Here is a 13,891-nt window from a genome sequence, read left to right as displayed (position 1 = left end):
TAAACATAAATGAGTAAAGTATAATACGGTATTTAATACAATTTGAAAATGTGAATCAATTAATGGTTGGTGAATTAGATATTACTTGTCATATACCGCTGATTCAACCCACTCTACTTCTTTCTCTTTCGTCCGCTGTTCGGATAAGGGAGATTAACAGTCTCACGATCAAAAAAAATGCAATTAAGGTTACAAAAGAGTGCATCCAGGTCCAAGTATAGTACTTAATTAATTCGGTATATCTTTCTAAAATGAACTCCACTGTTGTCATTAGAGCACTATACAAAACAGCCTGTGCCAATACCCCGACAAGCTTCGATTGTTTCGTTGTTAGGTTGAAAAGAACATTTAACGTTGGAAATGCAAGATAATCGAACAAAACCGCTGATGAGAAGTATTGACTGAGAAATCGGACGGGATGTTCATAATAATGCTGTTCAATTAGAATTACGGGAATAAAACTGCTAAAAAAAACGGTAATTAGATATACGATTAAAGAATCTCTGATAAGTGATTTCTTTAAGATTATGAGTAAAATAATTAAAGAAACAACAAAAACAAACCATTGAATAACTTGATTAAACATTTGGCTACCTCATTTCAAAAATATCACCTAAATGAAAAAAAGATTCATGAACTATATATTTCCAAGAAGGGGAATGTTAATACGTGCACGAAGGGGTTATTAATCACTAACGATTTTGGGAATTACAACCAGTAGTGACGTAAAATATAGATGATAAGCGAATAACTATGCGTATAAGGGGGGTACGCCAATGGTTATCATCGGAAACCGCTATACGCTCAATCAACCGCTCAAGAGGATGGCGAACGGGTTGTGGATAAGAGGGATGGATCTGACCTTCAAACGCGATGTTCTTCTATATACTTGCCAAGAGACAGACGAATCAGCGCATCAGGAAACCTTAGGATGGATGAGAAAAGCATCCCAGTTGTCCGACGAGCACTTCATGCATATTCTCGACGCAGGTTCAGAAGACGGAACGTTGTTCGCTATTGTTCAAGCGTTAACGGGAAGTCCTTTGTCTGATCGACTGAGTGTCTTGGAGATTACGGGTCACAAGGCGCTTACGTATGTGTACGAGCTGGCCAAGGGCATTCGAGAAACTCGCCTCAATCGACTGCCTGAATGTTCGGTTGACGCGGAAAATTTATGGCTTGAAGATAATGGCCGGTTGCGGATCATGAATTATTGGACGGAAGGGAAGAACGGACGACGCGGTGTGCCGGGGCTGGCTTTGCTTCTGTACCAGCTGTGTGCCAAAACGGATATTCCGACATCCTCTATTCGTGCATACGCATTCGATCTGAATCGGTCGTTTACGGATTTCTCGGATGAAACTCGGGAACGTGCCGTAGATTTGGCCTGCAAGGCGTATGAAGGGACATGTACGCTTGCTGATTTTCAACAGGAACTGGAAGTAATACTCGGTATCAAAAACGAGAGGAAGACGCAACTTCTTACATCGGCATTACCGGCTAAAGATATGAAGTCATCAAACGGACGGAAGCGGAAAACCACCGTACATGAGTTTGTAGCGCCTAAAACCGGGGTGCGGAGGGCTGAGAAGCAAAAGGCAGAGGGGCATGAGCCCAGGGAGCTTCAGGCGCGCATAATTAAGGCTACTGACCGCAAAATTGCGAAACTCAGCGAGCTGTTCCGCGAATCGATTCAGCTGCGCAAGTGGCATCTGCTTTCTACGGCCGTCTTCGGAGTATTCGTTCTACTGCTCTGGCTGTCACTGAGTCCGCACCCTAAGCCGCAGACAATTCCGACGCCCGCTTCTATAAAGACATCAATGAATCGTACCGAGGCTTCTAAGCCTGCAGCATCGGCATCCGGGATGCCGGCTCAAACAGGTGCGCCGACGCGAACGCCTATTGACGCCGAAGTTCAGCCGGCAGTCAATGACGAAGTACAAGCCAAGGCGGGCGTCGTTCCTGATTTGGTCACTTATACAAGGGAGGATGCCGAGAAGATGGCAATTGCCTCCGGGCTTCGATACCAGTTTTTCCTGGAATCGAATGTTGCCGCGGTTAAGGGAATCGTGTTTAAGCAAGACCTAACTCCCGGCACTGTCGTCAAAAATGGCGACCGCATCACGTTCTGGGTGAGCAAAGGGAAATAAATAGGAGACGGTTGTAGGTTCTTCGAGCTTTGCGACTAATTCACGCAGCTGCATTGGATGAAATATCCAACATCTCCAATCAAGCTGCGGTGCGTATTTTTTAAAACATTGTTGTCACGATATTTGAATAATAAAATAAGGGCAGCCCCCAAACCAAGTTCATAAGCTTGAGTGGGTGGCCTTTTTGCTTATTTCCATAATGGGCGGACTTTCTTGTGGATACGTTGCTAAATAGTTCCCTTTCAGAACAGTATGAATATACTGAATGAAGCATCGGCCTACTGGAAGGGGAGACAGAATGAAGCGAAAGTCTTGGCACGTCTTGAAGCCTCGAGTCAATAAGCTAACACCCCGCATAATAGCAACTATTCCTGTAAAAAGCCCGGTCTCCAACATCGTCGTTAATCCAGTGACGAATCGCGTGTACTTTTTACAAGGCGAAAACGATTTGAGTGTTCTGGATGGGAACACAAACAAAATCATAGCAACATTGAAAACGGGACAATTGCCTTTCCAAATGGCAGTCAATACGAGAACGAACCGTATTTATCTTGTTAACTTCTTTGATGGTACTGTTTCCGTTATTAACGGCCGCACGAATCGGATCATCACAACAGTAAAAGTGGGAGAACGCTGTGATGAAATCGCGCTTAATTCCCGAACGAATCTGATCTATATAGAGACCATATCCTTATCGTCTAAAAAGGCCGATGTTGCAGTTCTAAACGGGAGTACCAACAAGATCCAACAAAGAATCCCTTTTATTGGACGTCCTTCAGAAATTACAATTGATGAAAGAACGAACCGAATTTATGTGACGAACACCAGCAAAGATACAGTATCAGTTATTGACGGAAGTACGAATAACATTCTGACATCTGTCAAAGTGGGGCGAAATCCAGTCATAGCTCCCGCCTTAAATACAAGGACAAACCGCCTTTATATTGCAAACAACCTAAGCCGATTCTGTTCTGTATTGGACCTGCGAACGAATCGAATACACAATATACAACTCGGCAGACTTCAAAGTGAAATTACACTTAACCCTGTGACGAACCGAATCTATGTATCAAGCGCGCAAATATCAATAAAGGGGCGGTTGTTTGTCATTGATGGCAGATTTGATCGTGTGATCAGAACCTTAACTATTCCTTCTTCAACAAATATGTTGATCAACCCGCGTACGAACCATTTATTCATTTCGGAGTTTCGGGAGACCGGAGCATCTCCGCTTAATGTCTATAACGGCAGCACTCTGAAGCGTATCGCAATTCTTCGCCTCACCAAGAGATCAGGTGCCACGGTGCTAAACCCGCGAACAAACCGAATCTATTCAGGCGGCGAATCTAACATTACCGTCATTCAGGATTAATCCATACTTTTTATACGAAAAAGCAAAAAAAACAACCCCCGCGATATCCGATATCGGTGGGGTTGTTTTTTCGCTAATCTTCTAGTCACCTCTATTAATATTGGGTTTCATCTTTACTCGGATCATAGGTAACGAGAAATATTCCACTCACTTGATCGAACAAATTAATAAATACTTGTTGGGCATCCTTGTACGGCATGGGTTGACTAATGATTTTTCCATTAGAGAGTTGTACAACGAATTTCAATTGATCAGATGTGCACAATTTTTTCGCCTCCTACTAGTCAATCAATGTCGGATCATTTCGATTGATTGTTCATACGTTATGTATCCTGATTAGATTAATTCTATCGGAACAGTAATTAATAACAATCCCCCATTCGGGGTAGATTTGGGGGGATCTTATCTGAATAATTCTAAAAATGGTAATGATTCTTAGAAAAAGAAAGAGTCTCAAGAGTAGTCTTTTGATCTTACGGAAAACGATAGTGCCATGACAACAGGCTGCCAGCATTATTGGCAGCCTGTTTAGGTTACGGGAAACTATGCGGAATAGTAACCATTTATGGTAAAATTGCTATGTTTAGCAACAATGGGGGTTTTTCTCATTGTTGGAGTTAGTCATGTGAATTTTGCCAGTAAACTTGGTTGTATTTGGCTTCTCGGAGCAGATCCTGTTCTGACATAATTGTTACCCTTGCCGCGTCTATTCCATTTTCCGCCAATAACAGCCGCATCCTTCAATCAAATACATCGGGTCATTAATTCCGTGCATATTTCTGAAGTTGTTGACAGCGGCAGCGCAATTCGGCAGACAATAGTCATCAATAATAATAAATCCGCCTTTGGATACTCTCGGGTACAGATTATACAAACAATCCATGGTCGAACCGTACATATCTCCGTCAAATCTCAACACCGCAATCTTATTAATCGGAGCGGAAGGTAAAGTGTCTTTAAACCACCCCTTTAGAAATCGGACTTGACTATCCAAGAGATCATATTTTCGAAAATTTTCTGTTACCTCTTCCAAAGAAACTTTCAAAAAATCAAAAGTATGGTGAATATCGCCGCTATCTTGCGCACATTCCGGTCTGGGCAATCCTTCGAAAGAGTCGACCACCCACACACTTCTATCCTGGATCCCGTTAACTTTGAGAAAACCTCGCATAAAAATGCAAGCTCCGCCTCTCCAGACCCCGGTTTCTACAAAATCGCCCTCTATATTGTCATTCAATACGGTCTGCATGCATTGCTGTAAATTTTCCATGCGAACTCTGCCGATCATGCTATGAGCGACAGGAGGCCAGTCAAAACCAATACGGCGCACATCACGGTTGGGATGAAAACGTTTAACAACCTCCAAATCCTGGGCACGCAGTTGAATCATTAATTCAGCAGGAAGATGTAGTTGTATATCCGGAGTCAAAGGCTGATATCGTTCGGCATCTTCATGCCAGATCTCAAATAAAATCGCTTTTTTTAGGAGTTCCAAATACATATCTTTAGTCAGATTGTAAAGCGTATGTTCGCCTTTTTGTCCAGAATTCCCTAACGCCTTATTGTCTCCCACCGGTAACTCCCACCTTTCGACTAATGAATCATCTTATTCAATGTATGATTCATTCCTCCGATAGATTGGACGAATATTCCTCCACAACTCACCATTTTCAATCTTGCAAGTTTCAAACGGGGCATACTGTTTTGCTCATACAAAAAAACCTCCAAGTTATCATGAAGGTTTCTTACGCAACATTGCTGGTTATAGGGTGACTCTTTTGAAATTCGGAAACGGCTTGTCCGCTTCAGGCAACGATGAAAGGCTTACCAACTCGGCAACTTTCATCATGTTTTCCCATATCGGCCATACTTTCGGAGATGTATGCGCTTTGTCCTTGGCTTCCTCGGACAACCATTCGAATATTTCAATCAGCGTACCGTCTACAGACTGCAGCGTTACTGGCGTAAAATCCGTGATTAGCCCTTCTTCGCGAAGCATCGGGACGTGTCCTTTGACAATCTCGGCTAGTTCGCCTTCTTTACCCGGATGGGGGCGGTACATCGCCATGGTAAACATACTGGAATTAGACATGTGAAGCCTCCATCGAAAAGAAATATATTTCACTTGTGAGATTAAGTATATCAAATTGTTCGTCTCGCCGCGACTATAGTACAACCTATAAGAAAGCTGTGAAGTAAAACAATTTTTGAATGACATATGTATGTGAAGGTTTAGATATCTGTATTTGAGATGCCCGACATCATTATTCTGTATTATGCAGGATAATAGAATCATTGTATATTGAATGAGCAGATTAGAAGATCTGATATTTTTTTAAATACAAACTACCTATTAATAGGTAGATAACAAAGGAGAATGGTGAAATGAATATTCAAGATAAAGTAGTAGTGATTACAGGTGGAAGCAGCGGTATTGGAAAAGCAGCAGCAATTGAACTGGTGAAACAAGGAGCCAATGTAGTCATCAATGGCCGCCGCGAACAAGCGTTGGTTGATGCTGCAAATGAAATCGATTCGACAGGCGCGCATGTAGCTTATGTTGCCGGCGACATCTCAGATCCCCAAGTAGCAGAACGCTTAATCGGCGAAGCACTTTCGCGCTTTGGACGTATTGACACGCTGGTGAACAATGCCGGCATTTTTATAGCGAAACCATTCACAGACTACACTGAAGCGGATTTTGAATCGGTACTGTCCATCAATATGGCAGGATTTTTCCAAGTTACTCAGCGTGCGGTGAGCGAGATGTTGAAGGCGGGTTCCGGCCACATCGTCAACATCACGGCAAGTGGAACCACAGAGCAGCCCCTTAAAGCCGTACCATCCGTACTTGCCGCACTGACCAAAGGAGGCTTGAACGCGGCAACAAAATCGCTGGCGATCGAGTATGCGGACAAGGGTATTCGCGTGAACGCAGTCGCGCCAGGCATCACCAAAACGCCAATGCATTCGGTAGAGACACACGACTTTTTGGCTAAATTGCACCCAATGAGCCGAATGGGCGAGGCTCAGGATATCGTTGACGCCATTGTGTATCTAGAATCCGCACAATTCGTGACTGGAGAGATTCTTCATGTCGATGGCGGTCAAAATGCCGGACAGTGGTAAGCCGTAAGTAATCTTTGGAATACAGACAAATACTGAAAATGGCTGCTGAGCTATTCGCCTCACTAACTCTTTGATATTACTGGCAAAGTTAAGTAGTAAACAAACATTTTTTATAAATGGAGGAGGAAAGAGATGCTATATGAGCTGCGAGTATATGATGTAAATCCAGGTAAGATGAAGGTTATCCAAGACAGGTTCAGAGATCATGTTATTCAATTATTTATGAATCATGGTATGAAAGTGACGCATTTCTGGGAAGATTCAGATGAAGCGAATAACCGTCTTTATTATGTTGTTGAGCATGCCAATATGGAAATGCGTAACCTTAACTATGATCGTTTCCGCAACGATCCTGAATGGATTGAAGTAAAACGAATCTCAGAACTTGATGGACCCTTAGTTAAGAAGCAAGAAAGTATATTTATGCAAAACGTATCATTTTTCGATAACAAATGAAAATCATACAGGAACCTGTTTGTAAATTAAAAAAGATTTCTAAAAACAATAATGAAATGGAGCAAATAAAATGAAAACTTTAGTAATCGTTACTCACCCGAACATCGACGCATCCAACTGGAATAAAGCATGGGTGGAGGAATTGCAAAAGCATGACGATATCACGATTCATGAATTATATAAAGCGTACCCAGACGAAAATATCGATGTTGCTAGAGAGCAGCAATTGATTGAAGCGCATGACCGGATTATTTTTCAATATCCGCTTTATTGGTACAGCACACCGCCATTACTCAAAAAATGGTTTGATTCTGTCTTGCTATACGGCTGGGCTTATGGTCCGGAAGGCACTAAAACAGCGGGTAAAGAAATCGGTGTTGCGATCTCGACCTATGGTACGGAAGAGTCGTATCAAGCAACCGGGTTCAATCGCTTTAGCCTGCGAGAAATATTGCGACCTATAGAAGCACTTGCTCATTTTATTAGTGCCTCTTATCTGCCTCACTTTTCACTAAACGACACTTCTATCGTTACGGATGAACGATTAGCACAGAGCAGCATCGATTACGTGAATCATATTAAAACGGTAAAGCCAGTTGTGGTGGACTAATGAAAGACTTGATCATTGATGTTTATATGGATACGATGTGTCCTTGGTGTCGTATGGGAACTAGCAGTCTGCAAACGGCTTTGAAGCAATTGCCAGAAGGCACTAAGGCAATCGTTCGTTCGCATGCTTTTCAGATTAATCCTGGTATTCGTCCTGAAGGAGAAGATTATCGGCAGGTTATGATCGGCAGATTAGGCGGGGTTCCTCAATTCGAAGCAAGAATGAAGCAGTATAATGAAACCGGTGCACATTTCAACCTTATATATAACATGGATAGTGTGAAATATACACCGAATACTACCTTATCCCATCAGTTAATAGCTATTACGCCAGAGAACTTACAAGAACAATTGATCGAGAAAATATATACGGCTTATTTTGAAAATGGGATCGATATCGGTAATGTGGATGAACTTGTGGAAATAGCAAGAGCAAACGGGATCACTGACGATGCTGGTGAGCTCAAAAGGCGGCTTATTAAAGGCGATGGGATCGAAAAGGTGGAATTAGCACAGCGCAATGCGGAGAAGCTAGGTATCAGAGGGGTGCCTTATTTTGTTATCAACGAGAAGGTCAGCTTATCTGGTCTACAATCTCCTAATGATTTTATAAAAGCGTTTGAAAATAGTTAAGCTGCACGGTACAAGTTAATCTTGGATCAAGGAGAATGATAAAATGAAATTTCAAGGTAAAGTAGCAGTAATTACAGGTGGAAGCAGCGGTATTGGAAAAGCAGTGGCAATTGAATTGGTGAAACGAGGAGCCAATGTAGTCATCAGTGGGCGCCGCGAACAAGCGCTGGTAGAGGCTGCAAAAGAGATGGATCCGACAGGCGCGCATGTCGCATATGTTGCCGGTGATATTTCAGATCCCCAAATAGCTGAACGCTTAATCGGCGAAGCACTTTCGCGTTTTGGACGTATCGACACACTGGTGAACAGTGCCGGTATTTTTATAGGGAAATCATTCACGGACTTCACTGAAGAGGATTTTGAATCGATACTGTCCATCAATGTGGTAGGATTCTTCCAAGTTACTCAGCGTGCGCTGACCGAGATGTTGAAGGCGGGTTCCGGACATATCGTCAACATCACGGCAAGCGGAGGCGCAGAGCAGTCTCTTAAAGTTATGCCAGCCGTACTTACCGCACTGACCAAAGGCGGCTTGAATGCGGCAACGAAATCGTTGGCGATTGAGTATGCGGACAAGGGCATTCGTGTGAACGCAGTCGCACCAGGGGTTATTAAGACGCCGATGCATTCGGTTGAGACACACGACTTTTTGGCTAAATTGCACCCATTGGGCCGAATGGGCGAGGTTCAGGATATTGTTGATGCCATTGTGTATCTAGAATCCGCACAATTCGTGACTGGAGAGATTCTTCATGTCGATGGCGGTCAAAATGCCGGACAGTGGTAAGCCGTAAATAATCTTTGGTATGGGGACAAATACTGAATTAAGAAAAGGAGGATGGCGTTTATGCTGTATGAACTGCGGATTTACCAAGTTGTTCCCGGCCGCATGCAAGCGATACTGAATCGGTTTCGGGATGATACGATAAGAATTTTTGCTAAGCATGACATGAAGGTAACTAATTTTTGGATAGATGCGGACGAATCAAAGGATCGGTTGTATTACGTACTTGAGCATCAGGACGCGGCATCCCGTGAACAGAACTTCCAAGCTTTTCTGGATGATTCAGAATGGATGGAGCTTAAGGAAAGAACTGAACAAAACGGTCCTTTACATGAGAAAATCGATATTGTCTATATGAAAAAATCATCTTTCTTCCAAATCGATTAAAAGCCAAAACACTATCCCGCAAGGATGAGGGATGGAAGATAAATTTTTTGAGGGGAGGAAGATGAATATGAAACTTGACACAGAACTTTGTCGCATTTTTAATATTCGTCACCCAATCTTCTTGGCTGGCATGGCAGGTGGACCTGGAACGGTCAGCTTGACTGCGGCTGTATCCAATGCAGGTGGGCTTGGCACGCTAGGAGCAGCTTATATGGAGCCCGAAGCGATCCGCAGTGCGATTCGTGAAATTCGTAAGTTAACGAATGCTCCCTTTGGAGTGAATTTATTTGCTATTCGGGCTGCCGACGACAATACGAGAACTGAAGAAGTTCAACGGGAACTGAATGATATGCGAAATAAATTCGGGCTACCGCTGGTCGCGGGAGAAGCCGTGCGAACGCCAGATCATTTCGAGCAACAATTCACCGTTGTGTTGGAGGAAAAAGTCCCGGTTGTCAGCACGGCGTTTGGCGTTCTTCCTGCACATATGACTGAGCAAGCCAAAGCGGTCGGCATTCGAATTGTCACAATGGTGACGACGGTCAATGAAGCGCTCCTTGCTGAACAGGCGGGATGCGACGCGATTGTGGCTCAGGGCAGCGAGGCCGGGGGGCACCGTGGGACATTTGACATCTCCAATCGTCCCATGGGTGCTAATATTGGCACAATGACCCTAGTACCGCAAATTGTTGACCGTGTTCATGTTCCGGTCATTGCGGCAGGAGGGATTATGGATGGCCGCGGGCTTGTCGCCGCCCTTGCACTTGGGGCACAGGGTGTGCAGATGGGAACGCGCTTCCTGACTTCGATTGAATCAGGAGCACATATCTCGTATCAGCAAAAACTGCTTGCCAGCACCGAGGAGAGCACAGTGATCACGAATGTGTTTTCCGGTCGTCCGGCCAGAGGGGTTGCTAACGAATTTATCGAAACATGGGAGAAGAGCCGATTAGAGCCGCTTCCGTTCCCTACTCAAAATACAGCGACAAGGGATATTAGAAATGCTGCTGCCAAGCAAAATAATCCCGATTATATGTCTTTGTGGGCAGGACAGGGTTTGCGGATGCTTACTTCTGGCCAAAGTGCAGAGAGTATCGTGCAGGAAACTATCAATCAGGCGCAAACGATTCTTTTAAGACAATAATAACTAAACATATCATTCCGAATAGGGGAGAATTATTATGCCGATCGTTACGATCCAAGTGACCCGTGAGGGTACCACACCAGATAGTCAGTCTGTCACAGCCGAAGAAAAGGCGGCACTCATCCAAGGGGTCAGCGAGGTTCTGCTCAATGTTCTGAACAAGCCGTTAGAATCTACCTTCGTAGTTATCGAAGAGGTTGATACCGAGAATTGGGGTTGGGGCGGACTACCTGTGTTGGAATACCGCCGGCAGCTTGCCGCTAAGATGAAGTAATCACTTTAATATCTTTTTTATCGAACCCAGTGCCGACACGGCACTGGGTTTGGTTTTTATAAGGGGCGTCTTTATTCATCGAATATGTCTTACTCTATTTGGAATAATAGCAGTGACTGTGTCAACCAGGAGGAGTTTTCATGAGATGGTTTATAAGAGGTAAAGATACATTCAATAATTATGAAAATCTTCCTTCAATGAAAAGCAATAACCTGGAGGAAGACAATAATCATGAGTTTACATCGGATATCGAGCAAAACGAAAAGATTTTAAGAGAAACATTCAAGGATTGTTCTGACTTGGAATACCGAAGGATCGAAGGTAATCATAACCTTCAAGGGCTCATTGTTTACATAGATAACTTGATTGATACAAAAATGCTTGATGAGCATGTAATTAAACCAATGCTCACGAGCATAACAAATGATAAATTTCCGAAGGAAGCAGGAGATCTTAAAAGTGAGATGATCTCCGTTGGAACCACGAACAGCTCTACAAAAGTATCGGAAACCATTCGTAACCTATTAGAGGGTTATGCCGCCATTCTAATTACAGGTAGCAGCAATGTGATAACGGTCTCAATTCCCGGTTCATCCAAAAGAAGTATTGAAGAAGCTTCATCCGAGCCGGTTATACGCGGCCCAAGGGACGGCTTCATTGAGCAGATTTCAACAAATATAAGTCTGATACGTACCAGACTCAAAACATCCAAATTAAAGGTAGAATATATTACCCTAGGAGAGCTGTCCAAGACTCGAATTGCCATTACATACCTAAAAGGTATTGTGCGGGAAACATTAGTTGACGAGGTTAGAACAAGATTGAATTCCATACAAGTGGACGGTATACTCGAATCGGCGTATATCGAAGAATTTATTGAGGACCAACCGTATTCACCATTTCCCCAAGTTCACAGCACAGAACGTCCAGATGTGGTGGCTGCTGAATTACTTGAAGGAAAAGTTGCCATTCTTGTGGATACTACCCCATTTGTCCTTATTGTTCCGATGACGTTCTGGACAGGACTTCAGGCAAGTGAAGATTACTATAGTCGTTGGCCAGTCGCTACCTTTGTTCGATGGATTCGATTCCTCTTTATCAATTTAGCGATATTTGCACCTCCGCTGTATGTAGCTATTACGACCTTCCATCAGGAAATGATACCCACTAATCTTGTGTTGAGTATTGCTGCCTCGAGGGAAGCCGTTCCCTTTCCCGCGGTGATTGAAGCTTTACTTATGGAAGTCATATTTGAAGCCCTGCGGGAAGCCGGAAATCGTCTGCCTAAACAGATAGGCCCAACCATAAGTATCGTTGGAGGTTTAGTTATTGGCCAGTCATCGGTTCAAGCGGGATTAATATCTGCTCCAGTCGTCATTATCGTGTCCATCACTGGCATTTCGGCGTTTACGATTCCTCGCTATAGCTTTGGAAATGGGATCCGATTACTTCGTTTTCCAATGTTATTCTTAGCGGGGACACTGGGCCTCTACGGTATTGTTCTAGGATTGATAGGCATTATATTACACGTGACTTCCCTTCGTTCCTTCGGGGTTCTTTATTTTTCTCCAGTCTCTCCATTTAAGTTGACCGGCTTGAAGGATGTTTTGATAAGGATACCGATTTGGGCGAAATTTCGATCGGGGGTTAAGCGATGAGAAGACTAAAATATATGATTCTTCTCGTATTTGTCTTTATTAGCGGTTGTTGGGATCGTATGGAAATGAATGATCTTGCATTTGTCACGGGTACTGCGATGGACCTGACGGACGACGGCAACATGCTCTGTTCCCTTCAAATCGCAACGCCATCTACGGAAGGAGGAATGAGTGGCGGAGGGGGCGGCAGCAAAGATAAATTTTACGTTATATCCGCAGAGGGAAAAAGTGGAAATGAAATTCATCAAAAACTTCAGAAGAAAAGCTCACGCCATTTGTTCTACTCTCATCGCAGCATTGTGTTTATTAGTGAACGTTTAGCTAAGCATGGAATTCAAGGTGTATTGGATATCTTTACGCACGACCCAAGAAATCGCTTAAAGACTTATATCATGGTTGTTAAAGGGAATGAAGGGCAGAATATTTTGCAAATAAATTATCCTTTAAAGCAAGTGCCTATTGAAGCAGTGAGGGAAATGGAAAATTCGGGAGATGATTTAGCAGTAACATTGAAGGATTTTTTTATTTCATCTGAAAGTGAGGGGGTTCATCCCGTCGTGGGGGTAATTGAATCCGAAATCCACTCCAAAGATCCACATAAGCAACTATTTAGATTAGCGGGCGCCGGCGTTTTTAAAGATTTAAAACTTTCCGGTTTATTAGATATAAATGAAACATTGGGTCTGATGTGGATGACGGACAAGCTAAAGTTCGGTCGAATCACGGCAAATTTACCCAAAGGTAATGGGGAAGTTGGGATGATGATAACCCATGCTGACCGCAAGATCATTACGCAGACTGGGCATGATTCTGTACAATTTAAAATTCAACTGGAAGCTCAAGGAAGTTTGGTCGAGAATAATTCCGGTCTGGATATTAACGAACCAAAGAATTTGAAGCTAATAACAAAAGCGCTGGAAGATGCATCCAAGAAACTAGTCCAAGATGTTATATTTAAAATCCAAAAGAAATATAAAGTGGATAGCGTGGGCTTTGGCCAAGAAATTTATAAGCATAACCCTGAAAAGTGGGCATTTTTGAAAAACCAATGGGATACTCGGTTTCCAGAGGCAGATATATCGGTTGAAGTTAACCTGATAATTAAAGGAGAGGGAATGGTACATTCTTCCTTCGAGAAGGAGTCCGAATAATAATGGTCCTGCAAATATCAACTTTTGTTATTTTCACGTTGGGTTGGTCTTACTATAAAGTTCAGATGTTTCTAAATAAAAAACAGCCTAAAGTAGCTGTTATATATAGTTGTTTGATGGGATTATGTATGATTCTAGGTTCTT

The 13,891-nt window shown here is 43.2% G+C and carries 16 protein-coding genes; 12 read left to right on the top strand and 4 right to left on the bottom strand.

The annotated features are described in order from the left end of the window. Nucleotides 1-103: 103 nt before the first annotated feature. Entirely contained in the window at nucleotides 104-586 is a 483-nt protein-coding gene (locus ASD40_RS39345) for a CBO0543 family protein (RefSeq protein WP_057302201.1), read from the bottom strand. A gap of 190 nt (nucleotides 587-776) precedes the next feature. Here ASD40_RS39345 and ASD40_RS04810 point away from each other — a divergent pair, with 190 nt between their 5' ends. Further along, nucleotides 777-2,150 carry a Stk1 family PASTA domain-containing Ser/Thr kinase gene (locus tag ASD40_RS04810; RefSeq protein ID WP_057302200.1) on the top strand — a complete coding sequence of 458 codons (1,374 nt, stop codon included), beginning with the start codon at nucleotides 777-779 and terminating at the stop codon, nucleotides 2,148-2,150. Nucleotides 2,151-2,448: 298 nt separating this feature from the next. Continuing rightward, a complete protein-coding gene (locus ASD40_RS04805; protein WP_057302199.1) occupies nucleotides 2,449-3,522 on the top strand; it encodes a YncE family protein in 1,074 nt (357 codons plus the stop codon). Between the two features lie 94 nt (nucleotides 3,523-3,616). Here the strand turns inward: ASD40_RS04805 and ASD40_RS37035 are convergent, their stop codons facing one another. The 3 genes from ASD40_RS37035 to ASD40_RS04795 all read right to left on the bottom strand — a co-directional run bounded on the left by ASD40_RS37035 (nucleotide 3,617) and on the right by ASD40_RS04795 (nucleotide 5,614). Next, entirely contained in the window at nucleotides 3,617-3,787 is a 171-nt protein-coding gene (locus ASD40_RS37035; RefSeq protein ID WP_156389898.1) for a hypothetical protein, read from the bottom strand. 441 nt (nucleotides 3,788-4,228) lie between these two features. Continuing rightward, nucleotides 4,229-5,023: a TylF/MycF family methyltransferase gene (locus ASD40_RS04800; protein ID WP_057302300.1), complete on the bottom strand. Its 795-nt coding sequence runs from the start codon at nucleotides 5,021-5,023 to the stop codon at nucleotides 4,229-4,231. 261 nt (nucleotides 5,024-5,284) lie between these two features. Beyond that, on the bottom strand, nucleotides 5,285-5,614 hold the full coding sequence (locus ASD40_RS04795) for a hypothetical protein (protein ID WP_057302198.1): 330 nt from the start codon (nucleotides 5,612-5,614) through the stop codon (nucleotides 5,285-5,287). A 293-nt stretch (nucleotides 5,615-5,907) separates the two neighbouring features. Between ASD40_RS04795 and ASD40_RS04790 the strand changes: the two genes are divergently transcribed. From ASD40_RS04790 to ASD40_RS04745, 10 genes are all read left to right on the top strand, one after another. Beyond that, nucleotides 5,908-6,651 carry an SDR family NAD(P)-dependent oxidoreductase gene (locus ASD40_RS04790; RefSeq protein ID WP_057302197.1) on the top strand — a complete coding sequence of 248 codons (744 nt, stop codon included), beginning with the start codon at nucleotides 5,908-5,910 and terminating at the stop codon, nucleotides 6,649-6,651. A gap of 132 nt (nucleotides 6,652-6,783) precedes the next feature. Then, on the top strand, nucleotides 6,784-7,107 hold the full coding sequence (locus tag ASD40_RS04785; RefSeq protein ID WP_057302196.1) for an NIPSNAP family protein: 324 nt from the start codon (nucleotides 6,784-6,786) through the stop codon (nucleotides 7,105-7,107). A gap of 70 nt (nucleotides 7,108-7,177) precedes the next feature. Next, entirely contained in the window at nucleotides 7,178-7,717 is a 540-nt protein-coding gene (locus ASD40_RS04780; protein WP_057302195.1) for an NAD(P)H-dependent oxidoreductase, read from the top strand. Next, entirely contained in the window at nucleotides 7,717-8,349 is a 633-nt protein-coding gene (locus tag ASD40_RS04775) for a DsbA family oxidoreductase (protein ID WP_057302194.1), read from the top strand. The genes ASD40_RS04780 and ASD40_RS04775 overlap by 1 nt, the downstream gene beginning before the upstream one ends. A 43-nt stretch (nucleotides 8,350-8,392) precedes the next feature. Further along, entirely contained in the window at nucleotides 8,393-9,136 is a 744-nt protein-coding gene (locus ASD40_RS04770) for an SDR family NAD(P)-dependent oxidoreductase (protein ID WP_057302193.1), read from the top strand. A gap of 60 nt (nucleotides 9,137-9,196) precedes the next feature. Continuing rightward, nucleotides 9,197-9,520: an NIPSNAP family protein gene (locus tag ASD40_RS04765; protein ID WP_057302192.1), complete on the top strand. Its 324-nt coding sequence runs from the start codon at nucleotides 9,197-9,199 to the stop codon at nucleotides 9,518-9,520. 61 nt (nucleotides 9,521-9,581) lie between these two features. Next, entirely contained in the window at nucleotides 9,582-10,664 is a 1,083-nt protein-coding gene (locus ASD40_RS04760) for an NAD(P)H-dependent flavin oxidoreductase (RefSeq protein WP_057302299.1), read from the top strand. A gap of 37 nt (nucleotides 10,665-10,701) precedes the next feature. Beyond that, nucleotides 10,702-10,938, top strand: a complete 237-nt coding sequence (locus ASD40_RS04755) for a tautomerase family protein (RefSeq protein ID WP_057302191.1) — start codon at nucleotides 10,702-10,704, stop codon at nucleotides 10,936-10,938. Between the two features lie 140 nt (nucleotides 10,939-11,078). Continuing rightward, complete coding sequence (locus ASD40_RS04750; RefSeq protein WP_057302190.1) at nucleotides 11,079-12,596, top strand: spore germination protein; 1,518 nt, start codon at nucleotides 11,079-11,081, stop codon at nucleotides 12,594-12,596. Beyond that, complete coding sequence (locus ASD40_RS04745) at nucleotides 12,593-13,747, top strand: Ger(x)C family spore germination protein (protein WP_057302189.1); 1,155 nt, start codon at nucleotides 12,593-12,595, stop codon at nucleotides 13,745-13,747. Before ASD40_RS04750 ends, ASD40_RS04745 begins: the two co-directional genes overlap by 4 nt. The last annotated feature ends 144 nt before the right edge of the window (nucleotides 13,748-13,891 follow it).

This window comes from Paenibacillus sp. Root444D2, from assembly GCF_001426375.1.
Taxonomy (GTDB): domain Bacteria; phylum Bacillota; class Bacilli; order Paenibacillales; family NBRC-103111; genus Paenibacillus_E.
Note: the sequence above shows the minus strand (reverse complement) of the source record. Positions and strands in the feature narration are given on the sequence as shown.

Excerpts from the sequence above, each read along its gene's own strand:
- ASD40_RS39345 (WP_057302201.1), bottom strand. The coding sequence starts at position 586 with ATGTTTAATCAAGTTATTCAATGGTTTGTTTTTGTTGTTTCTTTAATT.
- ASD40_RS04810 (WP_057302200.1), top strand. The coding sequence starts at position 777 with ATGGTTATCATCGGAAACCGCTATACGCTCAATCAACCGCTCAAGAGG.
- ASD40_RS04805 (WP_057302199.1), top strand. The coding sequence starts at position 2,449 with ATGAAGCGAAAGTCTTGGCACGTCTTGAAGCCTCGAGTCAATAAGCTA.
- ASD40_RS04800 (WP_057302300.1), bottom strand. The coding sequence starts at position 5,023 with ATGTATTTGGAACTCCTAAAAAAAGCGATTTTATTTGAGATCTGGCAT.
- ASD40_RS04795 (WP_057302198.1), bottom strand. The coding sequence starts at position 5,614 with ATGTCTAATTCCAGTATGTTTACCATGGCGATGTACCGCCCCCATCCG.
- ASD40_RS04790 (WP_057302197.1), top strand. The coding sequence starts at position 5,908 with ATGAATATTCAAGATAAAGTAGTAGTGATTACAGGTGGAAGCAGCGGT.
- ASD40_RS04785 (WP_057302196.1), top strand. The coding sequence starts at position 6,784 with ATGCTATATGAGCTGCGAGTATATGATGTAAATCCAGGTAAGATGAAG.
- ASD40_RS04780 (WP_057302195.1), top strand. The coding sequence starts at position 7,178 with ATGAAAACTTTAGTAATCGTTACTCACCCGAACATCGACGCATCCAAC.
- ASD40_RS04775 (WP_057302194.1), top strand. The coding sequence starts at position 7,717 with ATGAAAGACTTGATCATTGATGTTTATATGGATACGATGTGTCCTTGG.
- ASD40_RS04770 (WP_057302193.1), top strand. The coding sequence starts at position 8,393 with ATGAAATTTCAAGGTAAAGTAGCAGTAATTACAGGTGGAAGCAGCGGT.
- ASD40_RS04765 (WP_057302192.1), top strand. The coding sequence starts at position 9,197 with ATGCTGTATGAACTGCGGATTTACCAAGTTGTTCCCGGCCGCATGCAA.
- ASD40_RS04760 (WP_057302299.1), top strand. The coding sequence starts at position 9,582 with ATGAATATGAAACTTGACACAGAACTTTGTCGCATTTTTAATATTCGT.
- ASD40_RS04755 (WP_057302191.1), top strand. The coding sequence starts at position 10,702 with ATGCCGATCGTTACGATCCAAGTGACCCGTGAGGGTACCACACCAGAT.
- ASD40_RS04750 (WP_057302190.1), top strand. The coding sequence starts at position 11,079 with ATGAGATGGTTTATAAGAGGTAAAGATACATTCAATAATTATGAAAAT.
- ASD40_RS04745 (WP_057302189.1), top strand. The coding sequence starts at position 12,593 with ATGAGAAGACTAAAATATATGATTCTTCTCGTATTTGTCTTTATTAGC.